The sequence below is a fragment of the Gluconobacter morbifer G707 genome, assembly GCF_000234355.1.
Taxonomy (GTDB): Bacteria; Pseudomonadota; Alphaproteobacteria; order Acetobacterales; family Acetobacteraceae; genus Gluconobacter; species Gluconobacter morbifer.
The window spans coordinates 11,242-35,450 of sequence record NZ_AGQV01000012.1 but is presented as its reverse complement, the minus strand read 5'-3'; the positions used below and the strand labels follow the sequence as shown (position 1 = coordinate 35,450).

Below are 24,209 nucleotides of genomic sequence, written 5' to 3'. Positions count from 1 at the left end.
CCGGGAAGGGGGGGAGGGTCTTCTTCTTTCCGGTGTGGCGCGGGGTTGTCCTGTATCCGGATGAGGTGCGCCCTCGGCCTTTCAGGAAGGGGAGCGGGCGTCAGCCAGACCGGGCCTGCAATGGCGGAGACGGCTATTTTCCGCCGCGCGGGACTGCGTCCGCGTTTTGCATCGCGAAGCAAAATAGCCGTCTCCCTGCCATCCTCCACTGCGTTCCGGCCGCGCGTTGCGCGGTTCCGGCCCGGCCTTCGTCTGCCGCTATCCGCCCCCGGAAAGGCCGCGAGGGGCGCGGCCAGAACCGGAGGACAGACCCATGACCCGCACACAGGACGATTTCGAACCCGCACACGCCACTTCTTCCACCGCCCATGTGCTGGCCGAACTCCAGCTTTACGGCCACCGTCCCTTCGAGGACGAGCCGGACCCGAGGCCGCTGCCCGACGCCAGCCAGATCGAGGGCGCGGTCGCTGACATCTTCGACGCCCTGTCCGCCACACTGACCGAAACCCGGCTGGAGCCCGATCTCGAACCGCTGCTCTGGTCTACCGTCAACGTCTTTCACCGCATGGTCGGGCAGGTGGAGCGTGATTTTGACCGCAACGAGCAGGCGCAGAAACGCAGCCAGCAGGAACAGGATGGCAGCGAGATCCGCTCGGTGGAACTGGAACGCCTCATTGCCGAAGGGCTGACCCTGCTGGAGCGACGCAACGCTTACGAGATCTTCCGCGACCTCGCCTGCGACCAGTTCGAACGCCTGACCATGTCGCCCTGGCGGCCACGTTCCGGCTCGCTGGTCAGTCGCAGCATCCTGACGGCGTCGATGATCGACAGCCGCGATTTCCTCAACGCCCGCCGCAAGGCTGAAACGGAACTGCTTGTGCCTCCCGGACCGAAGGTCGCGGTCACCGGCGGACTCGATTACGAGGACCATCATCTGATCTGGAACCGTCTGGACAAGGTGCGTGAGAAGCATCCCGACATGGTACTGCTGCATGGCGGTTCACCGAAGGGCGCGGAATTCATTGCTTCCCGCTGGGCCGATCATCGTCAGGTGGCTCAGATCGCCTTCAAGCCCGACTGGAACCGGCACGGCAAGGCCGCCCCGTTCCGGCGCAATGATATCCTGCTGAAAGTGCTGCCCGTCGGGGTCATGGTGTTCCCCGGATCGGGCATTCAGGACAATCTGGCCGACAAGGCCAAACAGATGGGCATCCCGGTCTGGCGGTTCCACAGGGAGGCTGGCGCGTGAGCGCCGGTTTCTCTTTTGCAGGTAGTCACAGGTGACATGATCGGTTTGTGTCGTTGTTTATAGCAATTGCATTATTTGGCCGCATCCTGAAAGCTGGCAATGATTCTTGTCCATAATTTGGTAGTGTCAGACATGACAATTGTAGGGTTGAATCACATTACGCTTGCGGTAGCCGATATTAATCGCTCTCTTGCATTTTATCGAGATGTTCTGGGGTGCGTGGTTCGTGCCGTGTGGCCTGATGGAGCTTATCTGGAAGCAGGAACGGTATGGCTCTGTTTGTCCCGCGATGACAACGCGCGATCTACACCGCGTCCTGACTATACCCATATCGCTTTCAGTATTTCAGACGACGATTTTGCCTCTGTCAGCGAAAAATTGTCATCAAATTGTGTGATATGGAAGGAAGACAAGAGCGAAGGGGCGTCAGTCTATTTTCTTGATCCGGATGGACATAAGCTTGAAATACACATGGGTAATATTGAAACACGATTGCGATACTACATGGAAAATCCGTTAGAAAACCAGAAGATATTTGAGAAGAAAGATGTGTAGACGCTCTGTTGTCGTGGCGGCTGAGGTGAAAACAGGCAGTTCGGATTATGAGATGGTATTGCCAAATTCATAAATGAACGCAGGAAATTTCTGACATCCGCATTCCACGAATTAGACAAACACGTCGGGCTTCCCATTTCTCGCGAGCCTGATGGACGGAGGCATATTTGCCCGCGCCTGGAAGGCCCCACCCGGAGAACCGGCGAGATGGGTTCAGGTGTTACCTCCATGTGCCTGTGGGTATGGTCCATGGGGGAAGCTAACCTGCTTTCGTCGTCGGTGAACTGGCCGGGACGGCAGGGGCGAAAGAGGGATCATCCAGGCCGCTTTGATGGGGCGCCTTTATGCCGGGGGCGGGTGCATGCAGTGCGGCGGGAACCGGCCCATCAACTGTCGCGGATGATGGTCGTAATGCCGGAAGGCTGTGGAGATGACCACCAGCCTATGCGGTGTCCTTTAGCAGGCAAATTTCGCTCCAGCCAGCATGATTCCACCTTTGTGGACCGGTCATGCCGGCATCGTATCTCCGGGGGCTGTCGGATCCACACACCATGGCCTCTGTCGGATGGCTGATCTAGCCGAAGTCCGGCTACGCCTCGATCGGCTGGCCGCAACGGCGTTCCTGAACTTTCTTCCCTTGACGGCTGCGCCGTCATTCCTCGCGGGACAAGAAAGTTCCGGCCCTGCCGTCCTCCGCTGCGCTGTGGCCCCTGCGGGGTGCTCTGCCGCTCGCCTCCGGCTGGTCGATCGCCATCGAGGCCACGGTGGTCGCGGCCCGATAACAGCATGGAGATACGACAATGGCTAACATCGGTTCCTTCAAGAAGGTGGGTGAAGGCTTCGAAGGCGAAATCGTCACCCTGGCCCTGCAGGCCCGCAACGTCCGTCTGGTGGCCGAGACCAACCGCGCCAACGACAACGCCCCCAACTACCGCGTCTATCTCGGGCGCGTGGAACTGGGCGCCGCATGGACCCGCCGCTCCAGCGAAGGCCGCACCTATCTGAGCCTGAAGCTGGACGATCCTTCTTTCGCCGCCCCGATCTTCGCCAACCTGTTCACCGACGAGGAAGGCGAGGGCTACTCCCTTATCTGGACCCGGCCCCGCAGCCGGAACGGGGACTGAACCTCCCACGACCAACCCCGCCCGGTCTCTCCGGGCGGGGCCTTCCGGGTTTTCTGGAGGGATCTTCCAGGGCGCGGGCGATCGTGCTGGTCGCCCGACGTGAGACGCAGGAGGAACACGAGGCTTTCCCTCAGCCTTCCCATTGTACCATGCGCGAGGGCAAACCGCGTCAAGGACGCGCGGTGCCCCCAATTTTGCCAGACGCACCCGTGCCGGGCGCGCCAGACAAAATCGGCTCCCCCACGCGCCGGCAAGCCGGTCGCCTGCGGCGATCCCTGACCCGGTCCGCCCCGGCATGAGCCGTCCGTCCTGTCTTCGAGAAACGAAAGGAGCGGGACGATGACCACGCTACATGACCATATCCAGATGCTGCGCGCCGAACTGAGCAGCTTTCATCTCAGCCGTCGCGAGCGCCAGCAGATCGAGCGAGAACTGAAAGAGGCGCTTGCACAACAGACCCGTATCGAATCACACAGGCCGCCACCGCCCCATTGAGGGCGGATACGGTAGGGTGAGGAAGCCTATTTCTGATCGTCCGTCGGGAAATGGCTTTCATCCAGAAGGTCGGCGGGTCTGACGCCAAGGGCCTGCGACGCCTGCCACACAGTGAGCAGGGTGGCGTTCTGCCGCGCTGTTTCAATCCAGCTGATATAGGCGCGATCAACGCCCATGCGCACGGCAAGCGCTTCCTGGCTCAGCCCTGCCGCCAACCGGTGATGTCGTACATTGGTGCCGAAGATCCTGCGAATGTCCATCCGCAGGATAGGAACGATTTGTGTATTATCATGCTACGTATTATAATACACACTATTATCGTATCGTGCTCCGAACGCGTGATGCTGCCAGAAGATCAGGTGATGCTTTTGATGCATTGTCCCGACCTTTCCAGACAGGTCTTCCTTACCTGAAAAGACTGCTGATAAAATGATATTTTTGTCTGTACTCGTTGGTAATATTTCTGTTAATACCTGATGGTAGCGTGTCTTGTCAGGTATCACGTGCTCGATTATTTGGGGCTACCCGACCTTTTCCTCCCTGCGGATAGTGGATTGACTCCCGAAAAACCGCCTGGAGGCTCGCGTGTCGGCCATCTATTCCTGGGATGCGACGTCGCTCAGACGTGCTCTGGAACCCCTTGATCCTGCCGGGTTCGCGCAGGAATGGCTGCGGCGCAATCCCCGCTATCATGACGATTATGACCGGACGGTTCCCCGAGCGCGGGGTGATCCGGACCTTCTGATCGCCATGGCGCGACGATGGGGGCTGGATTTCCCCTGTTGACCCGGAGAAGCCTGCATTCACGTCACCTGCGTTCTGGCGGCCTGAAATCGCCCCGGAGATTGTTCTCCTGCGGGCCGACGCACGGACGCATGCCCTAATGGCACCCCATATCGTGGCAACGCACGATGTACCAGACGGGCGTCATGCAGTGCTGGATGTGCAGGGACAACGGCTCCGTTGTCTGCTGGTTGCAGGGCACCTTGGAGAGGGGCGATCCTTCATCCTGACTGACGATGCGTTCTTTGACGTCCGGATGGAGTGCGTGGTCCGTATGCGCCGCTTTCTGGCTGGTGAACCCATGGGTTTCTCGTCAAACCATCTCCAGCTGAGCGCCCAGCAGCGCCAGCGGCAGGTACGTATGCTCTGTGCCCATGATGGCAGGCAGGCAGGGCTTCCTTATCGGCGTATTGCCAGCGCGCTTTTCCATGTCGATCTAACCCGAATGTCGGCCGACGAATGGCGGGCAACGGCTTACTACAAAGCCCTCTATCGTCTCTTGCGCGATGGAGAGATCTGGTTGAATGGCGGGTATCTGGCCCTTCTGCAGGGTCGCATGCGAGGTGGTGACAGTTTCTCTCCCTGAACTTTGTCATCCCTCCCTGCCGGGTCTCTTCCTGCACCCTGTCGTCAGAAACCGCCGGGTCTGCGCGGCGGTCCTTTAGGACGACATGGAGGCCGATATGCGTGTCCTGCCGACACTGCCACCCCACTATCTCCGCACGCCGGATGCCGCTAATTTCCTCGGGCTGTCAGGACGAACCCTTGAAAAGCACCGTACCTTTGGAACTGGCCCGCTCTATCGCAAGATTGGCGGTCGCATTGTCTACGCCGTGGAAGACCTCTGCGCCTGGGCCGATCTCAATGTGCGCCTGTCGACCGCCGAAGATGGTGCGGTGGATCTGCCGCATAACCGGCGTACCGTCATGGCGCGTTTCCAGCCCCGTTACGTTTCAGCCACGAGAGGACAGCGCGCATGACCGCCCTGTTCTCAATCTCCCGTCGGACGACAGGCCTGTTCCAGGCGTTGCCCGGAGACTTTCCGCCGCGTGATGTCCAGGATCTCATGGCATGGCCATTTTTCAGCCTCGCCAAGTCTCCGCGTTTCGTGCCGATTGACCTCACCATGGGCGAAGTCTCGATCCGGGTGGAGGCGTCCCACGAGCGGGGTATGGCGACCATCTGGGACGCTGATATCCTGATCTGGGCCGCTAGCCAGATCATCGAGGCCCGTGATACGGGGCTGCGCACCTCGCCCTTCATGAGCGCCACCCCGCGCGAAATCCTGACATTCATCGGGCGCGGGACGGGCGCACGCGACTATGACCGGCTGCGGGCGAGCTTGGCACGGTTGCAGGCAACGACCGTGCGGACGACCCTGCGGCGACAGAGTGGATACCTGCAGGCCTTTTCCTGGCTGAACCAGTGGAAGGAACGGCATGCCGCAGCCAACGGTCAGGCCGGCCGGGTCGAGATCACGCTTCCGGAATGGTTTTACGCCGGATTGCTGGAGGACAGCCTCGTGCTACGAATTGATCCGGCCTATTTTCGCCTGACCGGTGGTCTGGAACGCTGGCTTTACCGGCTGGTGCGCAAGCACGCTGGTCAGCAGTGCCGGGGCTGGCGTTTCGCCTTCACCCACCTGCATGCCAAATCCGCCACGTTGTCCGGGTTTTCCCGCTTCACCGCTGAGTTGCACGACCTGGTCAGGCGGCAGAGCTTGCCCGGCTATCAGCTTGCCATCGAAACGGGTGCAAAAAACGACGATCTATTGGTTTTCCGGCCTCGTGGATTATCCACAGGTGGTGGTGGGCGATATGTGAAACACCACGTGCCATTGGATGTGAGTTACCACATGCCATCAGTCGGAATGACCGCGTGCCATCAGTCCCAACAAGGGCCGATTCAAACCGCCGGATCAACAGGTTATGGCACCCTTAACTTAGAATCTAACTATAAAGAATCTAACTGTGCTGATGTAGAGGTGCCCAGAAACGGTGGAAAACCCGTCCGGAGGACGTCATGAGCGCCGCCCGCAGTGCCGTCACGACCACTGTTGAACTGACATGGATCGAGGAGCGGATCGAGCACTGGATCCGCTTTGGACATCCGGTCGAGGACCGTATCCTTGATCGTCGTCGGCGGCTGCTGAGCTTTGCGTCGGGCAATGTCTTTGCGTTCATCCGCTGGGCCGCCAATGATTTTGGCACCGTCGTGTCATGTATCGATATCGTGCGTGCTGTTGAGGCCCATGAAGCACGCCAGACCGTGCCGTTTGTGCGTCCCGGGGCGGAAAGCCTGTTGCGACAAAATGGCTGGCCGAAGGTCCGGCAGGTGCTGGAAGTCATTGACGGCGTCGAAGCACAGAAGATCGATCCATGCATGGTCTGTCCCGATCACTGGCGACATCTGCACCAGCGGATGACAGCAGGGCAGGTGCACAGACCGTATACGCGCGAACGACATGAAGCATGGCTGCGGCGGAGGGCACTGTCATGACCCGTCGTGCGTGGTTTTTCACAACCTATTTCGCGACGGTGGCTATCGGTATTTCCGCTGCGATTCATGTATCACCCCGTCTGATCTGGAACGAAACGGCGAGTGTGCCGACCGGGTTGTATCGCCTGCGTCCCGGGAGTGCTCTGCATGTTGGCGATATTGTTGCCATCCGCCTGCCGGAGCAGCAAGCGCTATTGCTGTCCGAGCGCGGCTATCTGCCGTTCGGCGTGCCGCTGCTCAAGCCCGTGGCAGCCCTGCCGGGGCAGACGGTCTGTCGTTTGGGCAACAGCGTGACGGTCAACGGGCATCTGGTCGGCGAGGCCAGAGCCGCTGATCATCGGGGACGGGTTCTACCGGTTTGGCAGGGCTGTCAGCATCTTGTGGCGGGACAGGTTTTCGTCATGAACCCGGCAGTCCCGGCCAGTCTCGACGGGCGGTATTTTGGTCCACTTCCTGCCGACAGTGTGCTTGGGCGCGCCATCCCTTTGTGGATTACGACGGGCGATCCTGAGCCTCCGCCGCCCGAACCATTGTTCATGTCATCGCGCAGTTTTGTGCCCCGCCATGAATCGCCAATCGAATGACGGCTCATTCTTCAATTGACTTCGAAACAGGGGAATCTTTGTCATGACCCAGATCGGATCTTTTATACGCACGCCTGACGGATTTGCAGGCAGGCTGCGGACACTGGCGCTGGATGCAGAACTCACCTTCCTGTCGGTTGGGGCAGGAATGGCAGAAAACGCGCCGGATTATCGTATTCATCTCGGCAACGGGGATGCCGGTCATGAGGTCGGCGCAGGATGGACACGTACCGGCGAACGAGCGGGCGAATATGTCTCCGTGCTGCTGGATGATCCAATTTTCACGCAACCCGTTCGCGCCAGCCTGTTTCAGGTCGGTCGCGGAGGGCGTGACTGGCTACTGGTCTGGAACCGTCAGGTGAAACGCGATGACCGGCGCTGATCGTGTTCACGGAGCAGTGCCACACGGCTGGATGTCTTTTCTCTTTCCGGTCTGTCTTCGTGGTGTCGTAAGCAGATTCCGGAGAGTGACAGCGAAGACGGCCGGCATGCTGTTCGCCTTGGGGTGGGTGGTATGTGTGCCCATGTCAGCGCAGGCTAAAACGTATGATTTGCTGATCACGGAGGCAGCCGCGCGGATGCAGGTTCCACCAGAATGGATTGCTGCTGTCCTGCAATCCGAAAGCGCTGGTGACGTGAAGGCCGTATCCGCGAAAGGTGCCATGGGACTCATGCAACTGATGCCTGCGACTTGGACGGATTTACGCAGGGTGCTCGCTCTTGGTGCCGATCCGTTTGATGCGCATGACAACATTCTTGCTGGTGCTGCCTATCTCCGCATGCTGCATGAGCGTTACGGCGATGCTGGTTTTCTGGCAGCTTACAATGCGGGGCCGGGCCGCTACGACGAACATCTGGTGACGGGCCGACCGCTACCGCAGGAAACACTGGCTTACGTGGAAGCGGTCATGGCACGGTTGCGTGGCGATAGTCTGCTCGCAGGGCAGGAAACATCGCGGACGGCATGGCCCGGGCGTGAGTGGCAGGCCGCCTCGCTCTTCATTGCGCCTTCCGATCATCTGGACATCATCATACCGCGTGCTGAAATCGTGCAGCGGAATGGTAGTGAGAATGCAGTACGGACGCTGTTCGTTGGACATTTCAGCGGCCTTCCCAATATCTCACCTTTGTCGGTTCAAGAGGGACGGAAATCGTGGGTGGGGACAGCGAAAGATCCGAAAAAAGGGAGGGCTGGATAAAAGGCCGCACCTCGCGGCTCGGTCGGGATGGCGGTTTTCCGGGATTTTTGAAGTCTTATTGCGAGGTGCGTGGATTTTGTGCACATCGCGCTGACGTATCATCTCTTTGATCCGGCGCGATCTTTCGCGCGGTGCAAGGCATTTTTCATGAACAGGGACGAGGAAGTCCGGGTTCGACCGGGGCGCATCCGCTCTACCCACGCCCGTCAAGCGCGACCCTTCGTGACGCAGGTGCTGGCGTCGGTGCAGCGGGCCGGTGGCCGGGTCTCTCGCGTCGGCAAAATCAGTTCCGGGCGTCGCTCCAGTTTCGGCCGTGGGCGGGCCGCTGCCTATGCTGCCAATCGCCTGCTGACCAGCCGTTCGCGGGGCGTTGTCATCAAGGCCCGCGTTGTGCGGCACGCGCCTCGTGCCACACCACTGGCGGCACATCTCCGCTATCTCCGTCGGGAGGGCGTGATGCGGGACGGGGAGGATGCCCACCACCTGTTCGGCAAGGACAGCGATAACATCCGCGCTTCGGACTTCGCGGAACAATGCGATGGCGACCGCCATCATTTCCGTTTTATCGTCTCTCCCGAGGATGCGCCGGAGATGTCGGACCTGCGGGCCTTTGCCCGCGATCTGATGGGGCAGATGGAATCCGATCTCGGCACGAAACTCGACTGGGTTGCCGTCGATCACTGGAACACCGCACACCCCCATTTGCATGTCATCGTCCGGGGTGTCGCGGAAGATGGCAACGACCTCGTGATCGCGCGCGATTACATCCGCGAGGGCATGCGCGCCCGTGCGCAGGATCTGGTGACGCTGGAACTTGGACCACGCACGGATCACGACATCCACCAGGCGGTCGAGCGGCAGGTGAACGCCGACCGCTGGACTCAATTGGACCGCCAGCTTCAGAGGGACGCGGGGCAGGATGGTGTCATTGATCTCGGACGCGCGCCGGGCGCAACGCCGGACGCCTTCGCGACGGTGAAACTGGGTCGCCTGCGCCGCCTGGAAACGATGGGGCTGGCGCACCAGGTCGGGCCGGATCGCTGGCAGATGGGCGAGAGCGCGGAGGCGACCTTGCGGGAGATCAGCGAGCGCAACGACATCATCAAGCGCATCCACAGGGGCTTGGCGGAACAGAAGATTAACCGCGCCGCATCATCCTGGGTACTGGCGGGAGAGGACACCACCGACCCCGTCATCGGCCGGCTGGTCGATCGTGGCCTGGATGACGAGCTGCGCGGCACGGCCTATGCGGTGGTCGACGGGATTGATGGACGCACGCACCATGTCCGTCTGCCGAACCTCGAGGCCGCTGGCGATGGGCCGGTCGGTTCCATCGTCGAACTGCGACGTTTCACCGACAAACAGGGACGTGACCGTGTCGCGCTGGCCGTGCGCTCGGACGTCACGTTGGAGTGGCAGGTGACGGCGGACGCCGCGACCTGGCTCGACCGGCAGACCATCGCACGGGAGCCTCTCCCTCTCGCGTACACCGGGTTCGGCGCCGAGGTGAAAGAGGCGATGGAAAAACGCACGGATCATCTGGTGGAACAGGGGCTGGCCAGCCGCGACGGCGGAAGCGTCCGCTACGCCCGGAACCTGATCGCCACGCTGCGCCAGCGGGAACTGGAGATGGTAGGAAGGAACCTCACCGGGACGTTGGGGATGCCGTTCCGGCGGAGCGGCGAGGGCGACCCGGTCACCGGCACTTATCGCCAGCGTTTCAACCTGGCGTCGGGGCGGTTCGCCATGATCGACGACGGGCTAGGCTTCGAACTGGTGCCATGGTCACCGTCGCTGGAGAAACAGCGGGGGCGGGAGGTGTCGGGCATCATGCGCGGGGATGGAGGGATCGATTGGTCGTTCGCGCGGAAGCGGAGACTTGGATTGTGATGGGCGAATCTTCAGAGATGCTCAGCATGTTGGGGCAGGGTGCGATGTTCCTGGCGTTCCCAGGTTTCGATCAGGAACAGTGCCAACGAACTCGCCGCATTGATGGCAAGCCGAGCAATCCGCGCGTCAATGCGCCGGAAACCTTTTTCGCGACCATGCGCATCTCCACCGTGCGTTCGTAATGCGCCAATGCCTTTGGCAACGGAGGTGAGACCACTGAGCGTCTGACGGATGTCCGCTTCTATTTCCGACGGGAGATCGGTACGCCCAGGAGATAGGCCAAGGGGTATCTGCACAGCGCGGATCAGCCCATCAATATCCTTTTTGGGCGGCAGTGGCAGGGCAAGTTCCACGAGGATCGAACGGCACACCGCCTCAATCAGGGAACAGGCCGCTGTCACCGCATCTTCCGGATCGCTTTCCAGATTGGGGAGAGCCCTTGCGATTTCCATCTGGACCGTGTCGAAATCCAGCGTGGCCACTTTCTTGATAAATGGTTCGACAATTCCGCCGGCTCCCTGACGCTCTGTCAGAACAGCCTTCCCGCCGACGATAACGACGGCCAACTGGTCAGCTCCAAGAGCCTTGTTGAGATGCTCGCGTACAGCGGTCGCTCTGTCAGGATGCTCCAGATAGGTGCGGGGGTCACAGACCTGTTCGATAATCCGGGTGAGATAGACCTCAGCGTTACCATCAGGGTGGTTGGCGACCTTGCGGAGGAAGTCAGTTGTGGCCGGGACGCGCGAACTCGCGCCAATACGCATGTCGAGGCCACAGTTGAGAAAGAACTGCTCGATTTGGGGGCCTGAGCGATAGACCCCGATTGGGGGTGTATTATCGTTTCCAGCACCACCCGTGATTGTGTCGACCAAGGCTTTGATGACAAACGGAGAGAACTTGTTGGTCATGGCTTCATCGCGAGCAGGGTGAGAACGGTCTGCTTTCGGTCCATCCAGGCGGCGGCCACCTGACTGCGCCATGCGATCATGTCATGGATCCGTTGATAATCATCGGCGATATTGCGAGTGAAGATTGGTTCGTGATGTGCGATCCGGTTCCTCAGACGTCGAATGATCTGGAGGTCCGCATAGGCCGCTGCCCGCAATTGCGGTATCGTTTGTCCTGATGGGGCTCCGGGGAAACAGTTACGCAAATGTGTGTTCCAGATGCGACTGTCCTGACCAGCAGTGAAAATGTTCTCCCAGAATGCAAACTTTAATTCGGCTATAATTTTGCCGGTGGTAGGCAGTATCGCGGCGCGAGCTTGAAGATCGATCGCCGGGTTATATCGTGCCCGACCCTTCGGGCGAGGCAGGCTTCGGATGAAACCATTGTTCCATGGCCAGTTGGCACCATGGACGTGCTCAATCGCTTCAGCGATGCCATTGCGGACAGCAACCTCGCAGACCTGAAGCGGGATGATCAGCGCCGATGAAACGTCGAGATTCCACTCATAAAGCACGAGAGCCTTTTCCCGGTCGTTGCCCATGGCTTGCAGGTATGTTGCAAAGCGTGGTGCGGAAATGACGACGGGCAGATCCCGTATCTCGGCCGGGGAGAAAGGCAATGAGGAGTTCCTGTAGGCACGATATTGACGGTGGCATCAGAGCCACGATATAAGAACGCAGCGGCTTTGAGAACGCGGGCTTATGCCCCCCCTCATCGTCCAAGGATATATTAAGGCCCGCCGAAAGGCGGGCCTTTTTCTTTATATTGCCCGTCAAGCGCCTTGGCCAGAGTGACTATGGCGGGCAGTTTAAAGCGTTGGAAATTCATCGCTCAGGAAGCCGTGCCCTGTGTGCAATGCGTTCACCGCATCAATCACATGGTCGAGCTTCCGCTGTTCCTCCGTGCATTGCTGATCGACGGTATCGTCAGACGGGGGGAAGAGGGGCGATGATCCGGTCATGGCTCGACTCCTTCCGGGGTTATTCTGCGCATGATGTGCGGGTTTGGCTGTAGTCCGCAACGTGCAAGTATTTTTTCGCTCCTGTACGCACTGGTACGACAGGTGACACAGGACGCTTGCTTCCCGGAAAATCCCGGTTCTTCGCTGTCTCCGATGGCAGAGGAGGACTCGATGGACCAGCCGGGAACACGTATCCAGTGGGGACAGGCTCTCGTGGTCCTGTCCATGATCGTGCTGTCCTGGTGGACGGCGACACAGTGGACGGCCTGGGAACTGGGGTTCCAGCCGGAACTCGGCCGACCGTGGTTCACGATCCTGCACCGCTGGCCAGTCTATGCCCCGCCGCTGTTCTTCTGGTGGTGGTACGAGTTCGACGCCTATGCCCCGGCAGTGTTCGCGCGCGGCGCCTGGATCGCAGGTTCGGGCGGGGTGCTGGCCTTTGCCGCAGCTGTGGCGCTGTCCGTTCACCGCGCCCGCGAGGCGAAGCGCGCGGCGACCTATGGCTCCGCCCGCTGGGCGGAGGATGCGGAAATCCGCGCGGCCGGACTGCTGGGCGAGGATGGCGTGGTGCTGGGCAAATACCGCCGGGCCTATCTCCGACATGACGGTCCCGAGCACGTCCTGACCTTCGCGCCGACGCGCACCGGCAAGGGTGTGGGGATGGTGATCCCCACGCTCCTGACCTGGCCGGGTTCCGCCATCATCCATGACATCAAAGGTGAGAACTGGCAGATCACCGCCGGTTTCCGTAATCGCTTCGGGCGGGTGCTGCTGTTCGATCCGACCAATCCGGCGTCCTCGGCCTATAACCCGCTGCTGGAGGTCCGGCGCGGGGCGTCGGAAGTTCGTGACGTGCAGAACATTGCCGACATCCTGGTCGATCCCGAGGGTTCGCTGGAACGGCGCAACCACTGGGAGAAGACCTCCCATGCCCTGCTGGTCGGAGCGATCCTGCATGTGCTTTATGCCGAGGACGACAAGACCCTCGCCGGGGTGGCGAAATTCCTCTCCGATCCGAAGCGGTCGATCGAGGCGACCCTGTCCGCCATGATGCGTACACTCCATCTCGGGAAGGTGGGGCCTCACCCCGTCGTGGCCTCGGCCGCACGGGAATTGCTGAACAAGTCGGACAATGAACGCTCTGGCGTACTGTCCACCGCCATGTCGTTTCTCGGTCTCTACCGTGATCCCGTGGTAGCCACCGTGACCAGTCGCTGCGAATGGCGGATAAGTGATCTGCTGGAGGGCGACCAGTCTGTCTCGCTGTATTTCGTTATCCCGCCCTCGGATATCAGCCGCACCAAGCCGCTGATCCGCCTGATCCTCAACCAGATCGGGCGGCGGCTGACGGAAGATCTGTCTGGTCGGGAGGGGCGGCGTCGCCTGCTGCTGATGCTCGACGAGTTTCCTGCCCTCGGCCGTCTGGATTTCTTCGAGAGCGCGCTGGCCTTTATGGCGGGCTACGGGATCAAGGCGTTCCTGATTGCCCAGAGCCTGAACCAGATCGACAAGGCTTATGGTCAGAACAACAGTATTCTCGATAATTGCCATGTTCGGGTCAGTTTCGCCACGAACGATGAACGTACAGCAAAGCGCGTGTCCGACGGTCTGGGGGTGGCCACCGAGATCCGGTCGCAGAAGAACTATGCCGGGCACCGGCTGTCGCCTTGGCTCGGGCATCTCATGGTATCACGGCAGGAGAGTGCGCGGCCCCTGATGACGGTGGGCGAAGTCATGCAGATCCCGGCCCGGGAGGAAGTGGTCATGGTGGCGGGGTGTCCGCCGATCCGTGCGCGGAAGGCGCGGTATTTCCGGGATCGCTGGTTTGTCGAGCGCGTCCTGCCGCCGCCAGATCCCGCGCAATTGCCACGGTCTGTCCGGCCTGATGACTGGAGTGGCCGCGCGCTTCCTGCCACCCCGCCGCCAGAGAAAACGTCGGCGGCGGAACCTGACAAGGCCGACGATGCCGACAGCGATGAATCGCTCGGCGCGGGGCGGAAATGGTCGCGCGAGCATGATCCGGCGGAGACCGACAAACGCAAGCGGCGTGCGGCACCTGACCTCTTTGGCGAGGAACTGCCACCGGATTGGGAAGCACGGGATCGTGCCGACCTGACACGGATTGCCCGGCAAGCAGGACTCGACCGTGGCAATGACCTTGGGCTGTGAGGGCGCAATGAGGACATCCCCGAAAAAGGCGCGGCTGTCTGTATATCTGGAACCAAAGCTGCTGGATGCTCTGACCGCGCACGCCGCGCGGCGCGATCTGTCCCTTTCCCTAGTGGCGGAAGCCGCCATCGCATCCTTCCTATCGCCGGATGCCGATGAGCGGCGAGAGGCGGCGATGAGCCGCAGGCTGGACCGCCTCGACCGGCAGGTCGCCCGCATGGAACGCGATCTCGGGATCAGCCTTGAGACGCTGGCCCTGTTCATCCGCTACTGGATGACGGTCAGCCCACCCTTGCCGGAACCGGCCGCAGCGGCGGCGCGGGCGCAGGGGGCGGAACGCTACGAGGCGTTCGTGGCCGCCCTTGGCCGGCGACTCAGCCGAGGGCTACTCTTCCGGCATGAGATCCCGGAGGATGTGCCGCCCACATCGGAAGCATGAGGTCCGCAGTCAGCAAGTAAAAACCGCATCCATTACGATCCTGTACGATCGTAGGAAAATGCTGTTGAAAACGGGAGAAAACAACACGCTCTAATAATCCCCGTCGTCGTCCGGGCAGGCCGGATGACCCGGACGGACGGGGATTCCCATGGCAGTTACACCGATTGACAATGGAGCCCGACAGCGCGGCATGTCCATGCTGCGCACGGCGATGGGATCGGCGATCTCGGGGCACCTTGCTGATCCCACCATCATTGAGGTGATGCTCAATCCCGATGGGCGGCTGTGGGTCGACCGTCTGTCCGAGGGGCTGGGCGATACGGGCGACAGGGTTACGCCGGCCGATGCCGAGCGCATCGTACGCCTGGTCGCAAACCATGTCGGGGCGGAGGTGCATGAAGCAGCACCGCGCGTGTCAGCCGAACTGCCAACCGGTGAGCGGTTCGAGGGGTTGCTGCCGCCAGTGGTGACAGCCCCGAGTTTCGCCATCCGCAAGCCCGCCGTGGCCGTCTTCACCCTCGACGACTATGTCACCGCCGGAATCATGATGGAGGTGCAGGCGGTGTTTCTGCGCCGCGCTGTCGTGGAACGGAAAAACATCCTGGTCGCCGGTGGGACATCGACCGGCAAGACCACGCTGGTCAACGCCCTCCTGGCCGAGGTTGCGAAAACCGATGATCGCGTCGTCCTGATCGAGGATACGCGCGAACTGCAATGCACGGCATCCAATCTTATCGCGATGCGAACAAAGGATGGTGTCGTGACCCTGTCCGAACTGGTGCGCTCTGCCCTGCGTCTGCGTCCCGACCGTATTCCGATCGGTGAGGTGCGTGGGGTCGAAGCGCTTGATCTGGTCAAGGCATGGGGGACTGGCCATCCGGGTGGCATCGGCACGCTGCACGCCGGATCGGTGCTCGCTGCCCTGTATCGCCTGGAACAGTTGATCCAGGAGGCCGTGGTCACGGTGCCACGCGCCATGATCGCCGAAACCATCGACGTGATCGCCGTGCTCTCGGGGCGCGGCATGGCTCGGCGCCTGTCCGAACTGGCCGAAATCGACGGTCTCGATCCCACGACCGGAGCCTATCGCCTCCGCCCGGTCAGCCTCTCTTCTTCCGAAACATCATTCTCTGCCAATGGAGAATCATCATGAGGTCGCCTTCACGTCTGCGCGCCATCGTGTGCGCTGGAGCACGTCCTGACCGTCGTATGTCGGACCTTCGTGTGTTCGGAACATCCACGCTGCTGTCGCTTGTTTTCGCATCATCGGCATGGGCGTCCGGCACGGGGATGCCGTGGGAGACACCGCTCAACGAGATACTGGAATCCGTGCAGGGACCGGTGGCGAAGATCATCTCGGTGATCATCATCACCATTACCGGTCTGACCCTGGCCTTCGGCGAAACATCGGGCGGGTTCCGTCGCCTGATCCAGATCGTCTTCGGACTCAGCATCGCTTTTGCGGCGTCCAGCTTCTTCCTGTCCTTCTTTTCCTTCTCGGGCGGAGCGCTAATCTGATGGCGGTTCTCTTCGATCCTGAAGCCGAGGCCGTGCCCGGCTATTTCGTGCCAGTGCATCGCTCCCTGACGGAACCAATCCTGCTGGGTGGTGCGCCACGGGCCGTGGCCATCGCCAACGGTACGCTGGCCTCCGCCATAGCCCTCGGCCTGCGGCTCTGGCTTGTCGGGGCGGTGTTCTGGATCGTGGGGCACACCCTCGCGATCTGGGGGGCGAAGCGCGACCCGCTGTTCATCGAGGTGGGGCGGCGACATCTCCGCTACCCCGCCTGGCTTCGCGCATAGGGGAGGGCCATGATGTCCCTTGGTGAATATCGCAGCCGTGTCGCCGTCCTGTCCGACTTCCTGCCCTGGGCCGCGCTGGTCGGGGAGGGCGTGGTTCTGAACAAGGATGGCAGCTTCCAGCGCACGGCGCGCATCCGTGGTCCCGATCTGGACAGCGCCACCCCGGCCGAACTGGTGGGCGTGACGGGGCGGCTGAACAGCGCCCTGCGGCGTCTGGGTTCGGGGTGGGCCGTGTTTGTGGAGGCGCAGCGCACCCCGGCGACCCTCTATCCCGAAAGCGATTTCCCTGATGCCGCCAGCCAGATGGTCGATCTGGAACGCCGGGAAGCCTTCGAGGATGAAGGCGTGCATTTCGAGAGCCGGTATTTTCTGACCCTGGTCTGGCTGCCACCCGTGGAAACCTCGGGCCGTGCCGAGCGCCTGCTCTATGAAGGCATGGAGCGCGACGGGCATGATCCGCAGAGTCTGGTCAGGGGCTTTATCGACCGGACTGACCGTCTGCTGGCCCTGCTGGACGGTTTCATGCCCGAAGCCGCCTGGCTGAATGATGGCGAGACGCTCACCTACCTGCATTCCACCATTTCGACGCGGAACCAGCGGGTCCGGGTGCCGGAAATCCCGATGCACCTCGACGCTCTGCTGGTGGATCATCCCCTGGCAGGCGGTCTGGAGCCCAAACTGGGGAGTGCCTTCCTCAAAACCCTGACGATCACTGGCTTCCCGTCGCGGACCTTCCCCGGAATTCTGGATGACCTGAACCGTCTCGCCATTCCCTATCGCTGGTCCACGCGGGCGATCCTGCTCGACAAGACCGATGCGACGAAGGTGCTGACGAAGATCCGTCGTCAGTGGTTTGCCAAGCGGAAATCCATCGTCGCCATCATCCGCGAGGTCATGACCAACGAGGCCTCGGTGCTGGTGGACAATGACGCAGCCAACAAGGCAGCCGACGCCGATCTGGCGTTGCAGTCGCTCGGTGCCGACGATGTCGGGCAGGCCTATATCACAGCGACCGTCACGGTATGGGACGGCTCTGCCTCGATCGCAGCAGAAAAACTGCGTCTGGTCGAAAAGATCATTCAGGGGCGTGACTTCACCTGCATGGCGGAAAGCCTGAACGCGGTGGAGGCATGGCTGGGGTCATTACCCGGCCATGTCTACGCCAACGTCCGCCAGCCGCCGGTTTCGACCCTGAACCTCGCGCACATGATTCCGCTCTCTGCTGTCTGGGCCGGGCCTGAACGGGACGGGCATTTCAACGCACCGCCTCTTTTCTACGGCAAGACTGCCGGGGCCACGCCCTTCCGGTTTTCCCTGCATGTTGGCGATGTCGGCCACACCTTGATCGCCGGACCGACAGGGGCGGGGAAATCCGTGCTGCTGGCGCTCATGGTGCTGCAGTTCCGCCGCTACGCGGGCGCGCAGGTCTTTGCCTTCGATTTTGGCGGCTCGCTGCGGGCCGCGACACTGGCGATGGGCGGGGACTGGCATGATCTCGGTGGAGGCCTGACGGAGCAGGAAAACGCAGATCATGGGGCAGGCAAACAGGGCAGCGGCGTCTCGCTTCAGCCGCTGGCCTGTATCGACGATCCGACCGAGCGCGCCTGGACAGCGGAATGGCTGGGGCAGATCCTCGTTGGCGAGGGGGTAGCGCTCACCCCGGAGGTGAAGTCTCACCTCTGGTCGGCCCTGAATTCCCTGGCGTCGTCGCCTGCTCATGAACGGACCCTGTCAGGCGTGGTGGCGCTGCTTCAATCCAACGCCCTGAAACAGGCGCTGGCTCCCTATTGCCTTGGTGGTCCTTATGGTCGCCTGCTGGATGCGGACGCTGAGCGGCTGGGTGAGGCCGACGTCGTGGTGTTTGAGACCGAAGGTCTGATCGGCTCTGGGGCCGCTTCTCCCGTGCTGTCCTATCTCTTCCATCGCATCGAAGGCCGTCTGGATGGGCGTCCGACGCTGCTGGTCATCGACGAGGGCTGGCTCGTTCTGGATGACGGCGATTTCGCAGGGCAACTCCGGGAGTGGCTGAAAACCCTGCGTAAGAAGAACGCCTCGGTGGTGTTTGCCACCCAGAGCCTGTCCGATATCGCCAATTCCTCCATCGCTCCGGCGGTAGTGGAAAGCTGTCCTACACGGATCTTCCTGCCCAACGAACGGGCGATTGAGCCGCAGATCGCGGCCATCTACCGTGATTTCGGGCTGAACGAGCGGCAGATCACCATCATCGCCCGTGCCGCGTCGAAGCGGGAATATTACTGCCAGACCCGGCGCGGCAATCGCCTGTTCGAACTGGGGCTCGGGCCGGTCGCACTCGCCCTGTGCGCGGCATCCGGGAAGGATGACCACCGTCTGATCGATCAGGTGCTGGCGGAACATAGGCGGGACGGTTTTCTCCCGGCCTGGTTCGAGGCGCGGGGTGTCATGTGGGCGGCGGACCTCCTGCGCGAAGGAGCCGTACCATGATGGAAAAACCTTTCCGTATCCGGGCGAGACATTTCCGTCCCGGGTGTGCCGCAGCTGTGGGAGCCGCTCTGATTTTTCTCATGTCGGTCGTGCCCGCCCATGCGCAGTGGGCGGTCTATGACGGAGCGAACCATGTCCAGAATGTTCTCATTGCAGCCCGGACCCTCCAGCAGATCGATAATCAGATCACCTCGCTGGCCAATCAGGCACAGATGCTGGTCAATCAGGGCCGCAATCTGACGAGCCTGCCGCTATCGACCCTGTCCACGCTGCAATCGACGATTTCCCAGACCACGGCACTGCTCGCGCAGGCACAGAACATCGCTTACAGCGTCCAGTCCGTCGAGCAGCAATACCAGCAGGCCTACACATCCGTCTCGTCGGGCATGTCCGACAGCGTCCTGTTCAGCCAGGCGCAGACACGGTGGCAGAATTCCGTAGGCGGGTTTGAGGACGCCCTGAAACTGCAGGCGCGCGTCGTGGGGAACATTCCTTCCGACAGCAGCGCCATGACCCAGCTTGTCTCGGCCAGCCAGGATTCCACAGGTGCTCTGCAGGCGGCGCAGGCTGGCAACCAGCTTATGGCCCTGCAGTCCCGGCAGCTTTCGGACATTCAGGCCGAGCTTGCCGCCAACGGCCGGGCTGCGGCGCTGGAGCGGGCGCGGAATGCCGCCACGGAAGCGGAGAGTGAGGCGCAGTACCAGCATTTCGCGCAGCATGACGCCTACACTCCCGGCACGGTGTCCATGTTCGGCAGCAGCGGGAACTGACCGCCATGGCGATGAACGATGTCGGCGTCATCGACACCTTTCTGAACACTTTCACTACCTCTATCGATACCGGATTCGGTCTGGTGAAGGGGAGTATGATCTCGCTCGCGGGATCGCTGTCCGTGCTCGACATGGCGCTGGCGGGTCTGTTCTGGGCCTGGGCGGCGGACGAGGATGTCATCCAGCGTCTGGTGAAAAAGACGCTCTATATCGGGTTCTTTTCCTTCCTGATCAGCAATTTTTCCAGTCTGTCGAAGACCGTCTTTGACAGTTTCGCCGCCCTTGGCCTGAAAGCCGGTGGGGGCACGCTGTCGCTGGACCAGTTCCTGCGGCCCGGCCGTCTGGCCCAGACCGGGTTCGATGCGGCGCAGCCGCTGCTGGACTCAGTCCATAAACTGCTTGGTCCTGTCGCTTTCTTTACCAATTTCGCGCAGATCTTCGTGCTCTGCCTCTCTTGGCTGATCGTGCTGGCGGCATTCTTCATTCTCGCCGTGCAGCTCTTTGTCGCCCTGATCGAATTCAAGCTGACCACGCTGGCAGGGTTTGTGCTGATCCCGTTTGCCCTGTTCAACCGTACGGCTTTTCTTGCCGAAAAGGTCATGGGCAATGTCGTCTCCTCGGGCGTAAAGATCATGGTGCTGGCCGTGATCAGCGGCATTGCCGCCACTCTTTTTGGCCAGTTCACCACCTCCTATGGCGATGTGCAGCCCACGGTCGGGCAGGCCCTGTCCGTGGTGATCGCCTCACTGGCCATTGTGGGCCTTGCGATTTTCGGGGGCAGTCTGGCCAACGGGCTGATCGCTGGCGCGCCCCAGCTTGGCGCGGGTGCCGCTGTCGGTACGGGCATGGCTGTGGCTGGCATGGGGGCCGCTGCCGTGGCCGGCGTCGGCGCGGCTGTTTCTGGTGGTGGAGCAGCCTTGGCCGCCACGGCAGCGGCCGCGCGGGGAGGGGCGGCTGTAGCAGGCGCGGCATCAACAGCCTACACGCTCGGGTCCGCGACCGCAGCCAGCGGGAGTGCCGGTGCCCGGATGGCTGCTGGTGTAGGCGGCATTGGCCGGGCGGCCGGGTCTGCGGCTGCAGGCGCTGTGAAGAACAAGGCGGCGAGTGCGGCCAGCGCCATGAAAGATAGTTTCTCATCGGGCAGCAAGGCGGCCTTTACCGCGACTGGTGGTCGGACAACCGGTTCGGGTAGTGGCGCTGCTGAGACGGGGGCGTCGGCAGGCGGAACGGGGTCATCCTCGTCGGCATCATCCGCCAGTGAGCCCCCGCGCTGGGCGCAGAAGATGAAGCGCCGCAATGCCGCCGCCCATGCTGCCGAGGCGGCGCATGTCATCCGCTCCGCCGATGGCGGGGGCGGATCTTCCTCCATCGATCTGTCGGAAAAGGAATGAGGACGATGTTCCGTCGCTCCACGGTGCGCTACGGCACGACGCCGGAACCGGTTACCCCCTATCAGAAAGCCGCCCAGATATGGGATGAACGCATCGGTTCCGCCCGCGTGCAGGCCCGCAACTGGCGGCTGATGGCGTTTGGCAGCCTGTTTCTGTCATCAGGTCTCGGGGCCGGACTGGTCTGGCAGTCCGCACGCGGCACCATCACGCCGTGGGTCGTGCAGGTGGACCGTCTGGGCGAGGCGCAGGTCGTGGCGCCCGCAACAGCCGCCTATGTGCCGACGGACCCGCAGATCGCCTGGTATCTGGCCCGGTTCATCGAGGACGTCCGCAGCCTGTCCTCCGATCCCGTGGTGGTGCGGCAGGACTGGCTGCGCGCCTACGCTTTCACCACCACGTCGGGCGCGCAGGCGCTCAACGATTATGCCCGTCAGAACGATCCCTTTGCCCGCATCGGACATGAGCAGGTCGAACTGGACGTGTCGTCCGTCATCCGGGCGTCGCCCGCGAGTTTCCGGATCGCCTGGGTCGAGCGCCATTTCCGCGACGGGGCCTTTGTCAGCACCGAGCGCTGGACTGCCATTGTCTCGGTCCGGCTCAGCCCACCCCGTGATGCCGACCATCTTCGGAAAAATCCCCTTGGTGTTTTTGTCTCTGCCATCAACTGGTCGAAGGAGCTGGGCCAATGATTCGTCGCGCTCTTCGTGTCCTGCCGTTGCTTGTCCTGCCCCTGGCCGGATGTGCGCAGCATTACCATCCGCCGGTCATCCGCTACGATGACGCTGTTCAGGCGACACGTCTGCCGGACCTGCCAAAACCGGTGCGGGTGGTGGAAGTCCCGAAACCGCTTCCCTTGCCGGGACAGCTCAAGCCGTTGCCCTCACGACACGCGATCCATCCGGCCCCCGAAGTCGCCGACCCCACAGTGCGTGTGACGCAGGCCAATGTGGCGGCGCGCATCCAGCCCACGCGGGCCGGGTTCATCAATGCGGTGCAGGTCTATCCTTATTCTTCGGGCGCTCTCTATCAGGTTTATACCTCGCCCGGCGAAATCACCGACATCATGCTCCAGCAGGGTGAAAAGTTGGTCGGCACGGGGCCTGTCGCTGCCGGTGACACTGTGCGCTGGATCATCGGCGATACCGAGAGCGGGGCAGGGGCGACAAAACGCATCCATATCCTGGTCAAACCAACCCGGCCGGACCTCACCACCAATCTGATCGTCAACACGGATCGGCGGACCTATCTGGCGGAACTGCGCTCCACGCCGGCGACGTACATGGCGTCGGTGTCGTGGGATTACCCCGAGGACGACCTGATTGCCCTACATCGGCAGGACAGTGCGGCCGATGACTCTGTACCGGTGGATGTAGGGCTGGATCTGAACGCCCTGAATTTCCGCTACACCATCCAGCCGGTGAAAGGCGGGACCCCGCCCTGGTTGCCCAGCCGGGCCTTTGATGACGGCCACAAGGTCTACATCGCCTTTCCGGCCGGGATAGGGCAGGGGGAACTGCCCCCGTTCTTCGTGCTGGGGGCCGATGGCGGGCCGGAACTGGTCAATTATCGGGTGCGGCAGAACTGGATAATCGTCGATCGCCTGTTTGGCGCTGCGGAACTGCGTCTGGGCGACAAACATTCCGAGCAGCGGGTGCGCATCGTACGCACCGATGGACGGCGGACATGACGGACGGACAGGAAGAACGCCGGGACGAAAGCGGGGAGGGCGGCACAGAAAACGCATCCCCAGCGGTCCCGCCATCGCCGCCCGATCTGCGTCTGCGGGCGGAACGACCGCGTGTCGTGCGTCTGTCGCGCTATGTTGTCTGGGGTCTGGCGGGCACGGGTATGATCGGGATAGGTTTGGCGCTGGGCTATGCGCTGCAGAATTCCGCCCGGCAGGGTCCAACGTCTGCCGTGCAGGATTCCGATGTGCGGCCCTCGGCCGATGGGCTTGATGCCCTGCCGAAGGATTATATCGGCGTGCCCAGGCTGGGGTCGCCTTTGCCCGGTGATCTGGGCAAACCGATCCTGAAGGCACAGCAGGAAGGCAGGGCCGGACCGGTTTCCGGTATGGGTGACCGGCGCGCCGAACAGGAAGTCGAGGCAGCCATCGCCAGCAAGCTGTTCGTGCAGACGCAGGATGCCGGGCGGCAGGACAGCGTGCCTGCCCCTGCGTCGCCTTCAACCGGGAAAGACGCTCCGGCTGCCCCTGCGAGCACAAACGACCGGCAGGTCGCCAACCGCGCCTTTCTGGTGGGACAGCCCGATCGTGTGACGGTCAGCCCGGATCGTCTGGCGCTGCCTGTTTCCCCATACGTCATTCAGGCGGGGACGATTATCGCGGGTGCGCTCAACTCGAAGGTCAGTTCGGACCTGCCAGGGCAACTGATCGGGCATGTGACGCAGAACGTCTATGACAGTCCGACCGGACGCTATCTGCTTGTGCCTCAGGGCAGCACCCTGTTCGGCACTTATAACAGCAGCGTCTCGTTCGGGCAGCAGCGCACGCAGGTGATCTGGACCCGTCTCATCCGTCCCGATGGTGAGAGCCTCGTGCTCGACAGGATCCCGGGTGCCGATGCGATCGGCCAGACCGGGCTCAAGGATCTGGTGGACCAGCATTGGGGCCAGCTTTTCAGGGCTGCACTGGTGACAACCATGCTGAGCGTCGGGTCCGAAGCCGGGACATCATGGGGTGAGAATAACCTGCTTCAGGCGATCCGCAGCGGTGCCAGCAACGGGTTTTCCATGGTGGGAAACCGCCTGATCGACCGCAGTATGGATATTCAGCCCACGCTGACCGACCGGCCCGGCCTGCCGTTCACGCTGATCGTCAATCGCGATCTGGTTCTGAAACCCTGGCATCCACATGAAGGAGAATGAAC

The 24,209-nt window shown here is 61.9% G+C and carries 28 protein-coding genes; 24 read left to right on the top strand and 4 right to left on the bottom strand.

The genetic code is table 11. From position 1 onward, the window contains the following. The first annotated feature begins 313 nt into the window (after positions 1 to 313). The 4 genes from GMO_RS12185 (at position 314) to GMO_RS14455 (ending at position 3,423) form a co-directional block, all read left to right on the top strand. Positions 314 to 1,249 carry a DUF2493 domain-containing protein gene (locus GMO_RS12185; RefSeq protein WP_008852729.1) on the top strand — a complete coding sequence of 312 codons (936 nt, stop codon included), beginning with the start codon at positions 314 to 316 and terminating at the stop codon, positions 1,247 to 1,249. Positions 1,250 to 1,381: 132 nt separating this feature from the next. Continuing rightward, on the top strand, positions 1,382 to 1,804 hold the full coding sequence (locus GMO_RS12180; RefSeq protein ID WP_040509640.1) for a VOC family protein: 423 nt from the start codon (positions 1,382 to 1,384) through the stop codon (positions 1,802 to 1,804). 800 nt (positions 1,805 to 2,604) lie between these two features. After that, positions 2,605 to 2,928, top strand: a complete 324-nt coding sequence (locus GMO_RS12175) for a DUF736 domain-containing protein (RefSeq protein WP_006560122.1) — start codon at positions 2,605 to 2,607, stop codon at positions 2,926 to 2,928. Positions 2,929 to 3,267: 339 nt separating this feature from the next. Further along, positions 3,268 to 3,423, top strand: coding sequence for a hypothetical protein (locus GMO_RS14455; RefSeq protein ID WP_008852726.1), 156 nt, complete (start codon positions 3,268 to 3,270; stop codon positions 3,421 to 3,423). A gap of 26 nt (positions 3,424 to 3,449) precedes the next feature. On the opposite strand, the gene GMO_RS12170 is transcribed toward GMO_RS14455, so the two are convergent. Further along, the gene (locus GMO_RS12170) at positions 3,450 to 3,683 is read right to left on the bottom strand and encodes a helix-turn-helix domain-containing protein (RefSeq protein ID WP_008852725.1); all 234 of its coding nucleotides are present in this window, start codon (positions 3,681 to 3,683) and stop codon (positions 3,450 to 3,452) included. Positions 3,684 to 4,008: 325 nt separating this feature from the next. Here GMO_RS12170 and GMO_RS12165 point away from each other — a divergent pair, with 325 nt between their 5' ends. The 9 genes from GMO_RS12165 to GMO_RS12125 all read left to right on the top strand — a co-directional run bounded on the left by GMO_RS12165 (position 4,009) and on the right by GMO_RS12125 (position 10,378). Then, entirely contained in the window at positions 4,009 to 4,209 is a 201-nt protein-coding gene (locus GMO_RS12165) for a transcriptional regulator domain-containing protein (RefSeq protein WP_008852723.1), read from the top strand. Positions 4,210 to 4,306: 97 nt separating this feature from the next. Further along, complete coding sequence (locus GMO_RS12160) at positions 4,307 to 4,792, top strand: DUF2285 domain-containing protein (protein WP_040509593.1); 486 nt, start codon at positions 4,307 to 4,309, stop codon at positions 4,790 to 4,792. Positions 4,793 to 4,889: 97 nt separating this feature from the next. Next, positions 4,890 to 5,186 carry a helix-turn-helix transcriptional regulator gene (locus tag GMO_RS12155; RefSeq protein ID WP_040509639.1) on the top strand — a complete coding sequence of 99 codons (297 nt, stop codon included), beginning with the start codon at positions 4,890 to 4,892 and terminating at the stop codon, positions 5,184 to 5,186. After that, positions 5,183 to 6,232 (top strand): replication initiator protein A, encoded by a 1,050-nt coding sequence (locus GMO_RS12150; protein WP_008852720.1) that lies wholly within the window; start codon positions 5,183 to 5,185, stop codon positions 6,230 to 6,232. The genes GMO_RS12155 and GMO_RS12150 overlap by 4 nt, the downstream gene beginning before the upstream one ends. Beyond that, positions 6,229 to 6,705 (top strand): DUF2840 domain-containing protein, encoded by a 477-nt coding sequence (locus tag GMO_RS12145; RefSeq protein WP_008852719.1) that lies wholly within the window; start codon positions 6,229 to 6,231, stop codon positions 6,703 to 6,705. Before GMO_RS12150 ends, GMO_RS12145 begins: the two co-directional genes overlap by 4 nt. Continuing rightward, on the top strand, positions 6,702 to 7,289 hold the full coding sequence (locus GMO_RS12140) for a S26 family signal peptidase (RefSeq protein ID WP_040509637.1): 588 nt from the start codon (positions 6,702 to 6,704) through the stop codon (positions 7,287 to 7,289). Before GMO_RS12145 ends, GMO_RS12140 begins: the two co-directional genes overlap by 4 nt. Positions 7,290 to 7,332: 43 nt before the next feature. Then, positions 7,333 to 7,671, top strand: coding sequence for a DUF736 domain-containing protein (locus GMO_RS12135; RefSeq protein ID WP_008852717.1), 339 nt, complete (start codon positions 7,333 to 7,335; stop codon positions 7,669 to 7,671). 106 nt (positions 7,672 to 7,777) lie between these two features. Next, positions 7,778 to 8,488, top strand: coding sequence for a lytic transglycosylase domain-containing protein (locus tag GMO_RS12130; protein WP_050801483.1), 711 nt, complete (start codon positions 7,778 to 7,780; stop codon positions 8,486 to 8,488). Positions 8,489 to 8,635: 147 nt separating this feature from the next. Next, complete coding sequence (locus GMO_RS12125) at positions 8,636 to 10,378, top strand: relaxase/mobilization nuclease domain-containing protein (protein ID WP_040509632.1); 1,743 nt, start codon at positions 8,636 to 8,638, stop codon at positions 10,376 to 10,378. Between the two features lie 11 nt (positions 10,379 to 10,389). Here the strand turns inward: GMO_RS12125 and GMO_RS12120 are convergent, their stop codons facing one another. From GMO_RS12120 to GMO_RS14450, 3 genes are all read right to left on the bottom strand, one after another. Further along, complete coding sequence (locus tag GMO_RS12120; RefSeq protein WP_245528494.1) at positions 10,390 to 11,358, bottom strand: abortive infection family protein; 969 nt, start codon at positions 11,356 to 11,358, stop codon at positions 10,390 to 10,392. After that, entirely contained in the window at positions 11,283 to 11,945 is a 663-nt protein-coding gene (locus GMO_RS12115; RefSeq protein WP_040509591.1) for a hypothetical protein, read from the bottom strand. Before GMO_RS12115 ends, GMO_RS12120 begins: the two co-directional genes overlap by 76 nt. Before the next feature lie 189 nt (positions 11,946 to 12,134). Continuing rightward, entirely contained in the window at positions 12,135 to 12,287 is a 153-nt protein-coding gene (locus GMO_RS14450) for a hypothetical protein (protein ID WP_007396835.1), read from the bottom strand. A 171-nt stretch (positions 12,288 to 12,458) separates the two neighbouring features. On the opposite strand from GMO_RS14450, the gene GMO_RS12105 reads away from it, so the two are divergent. The 11 genes from GMO_RS12105 (at position 12,459) to GMO_RS12055 (ending at position 24,207) form a co-directional block, all read left to right on the top strand. Then, positions 12,459 to 14,456 carry a conjugal transfer protein TraG gene (locus tag GMO_RS12105; RefSeq protein WP_008852711.1) on the top strand — a complete coding sequence of 666 codons (1,998 nt, stop codon included), beginning with the start codon at positions 12,459 to 12,461 and terminating at the stop codon, positions 14,454 to 14,456. Between the two features lie 7 nt (positions 14,457 to 14,463). After that, positions 14,464 to 14,895 (top strand): ribbon-helix-helix protein, CopG family, encoded by a 432-nt coding sequence (locus GMO_RS12100; RefSeq protein ID WP_008852710.1) that lies wholly within the window; start codon positions 14,464 to 14,466, stop codon positions 14,893 to 14,895. A gap of 148 nt (positions 14,896 to 15,043) precedes the next feature. After that, the gene (gene trbB, locus GMO_RS12095) at positions 15,044 to 16,048 is read left to right on the top strand and encodes a P-type conjugative transfer ATPase TrbB (protein WP_175282623.1); all 1,005 of its coding nucleotides are present in this window, start codon (positions 15,044 to 15,046) and stop codon (positions 16,046 to 16,048) included. Further along, entirely contained in the window at positions 16,045 to 16,413 is a 369-nt protein-coding gene (locus GMO_RS12090) for a TrbC/VirB2 family protein (protein WP_083813681.1), read from the top strand. The genes trbB and GMO_RS12090 overlap by 4 nt, the downstream gene beginning before the upstream one ends. Beyond that, positions 16,413 to 16,697: a VirB3 family type IV secretion system protein gene (locus GMO_RS12085; protein ID WP_008852707.1), complete on the top strand. Its 285-nt coding sequence runs from the start codon at positions 16,413 to 16,415 to the stop codon at positions 16,695 to 16,697. Before GMO_RS12090 ends, GMO_RS12085 begins: the two co-directional genes overlap by 1 nt. A 9-nt stretch (positions 16,698 to 16,706) precedes the next feature. Next, the gene (trbE, locus tag GMO_RS12080; RefSeq protein ID WP_008852706.1) at positions 16,707 to 19,160 is read left to right on the top strand and encodes a conjugal transfer protein TrbE; all 2,454 of its coding nucleotides are present in this window, start codon (positions 16,707 to 16,709) and stop codon (positions 19,158 to 19,160) included. Beyond that, positions 19,157 to 19,930 (top strand): P-type conjugative transfer protein TrbJ, encoded by a 774-nt coding sequence (gene trbJ, locus GMO_RS12075; RefSeq protein WP_008852705.1) that lies wholly within the window; start codon positions 19,157 to 19,159, stop codon positions 19,928 to 19,930. The genes trbE and trbJ overlap by 4 nt, the downstream gene beginning before the upstream one ends. 5 nt (positions 19,931 to 19,935) lie before the next feature. Beyond that, positions 19,936 to 21,321, top strand: coding sequence for a P-type conjugative transfer protein TrbL (trbL, locus tag GMO_RS12070; RefSeq protein WP_008852704.1), 1,386 nt, complete (start codon positions 19,936 to 19,938; stop codon positions 21,319 to 21,321). Positions 21,322 to 21,326: 5 nt separating this feature from the next. Continuing rightward, a complete protein-coding gene (gene trbF, locus GMO_RS12065; protein ID WP_008852703.1) occupies positions 21,327 to 22,010 on the top strand; it encodes a conjugal transfer protein TrbF in 684 nt (227 codons plus the stop codon). Further along, complete coding sequence (gene trbG, locus GMO_RS12060) at positions 22,007 to 23,008, top strand: P-type conjugative transfer protein TrbG (protein WP_008852702.1); 1,002 nt, start codon at positions 22,007 to 22,009, stop codon at positions 23,006 to 23,008. Before trbF ends, trbG begins: the two co-directional genes overlap by 4 nt. Then, complete coding sequence (locus tag GMO_RS12055) at positions 23,005 to 24,207, top strand: TrbI/VirB10 family protein (protein ID WP_008852701.1); 1,203 nt, start codon at positions 23,005 to 23,007, stop codon at positions 24,205 to 24,207. The genes trbG and GMO_RS12055 overlap by 4 nt, the downstream gene beginning before the upstream one ends. The last annotated feature ends 2 nt before the right edge of the window (positions 24,208 to 24,209 follow it).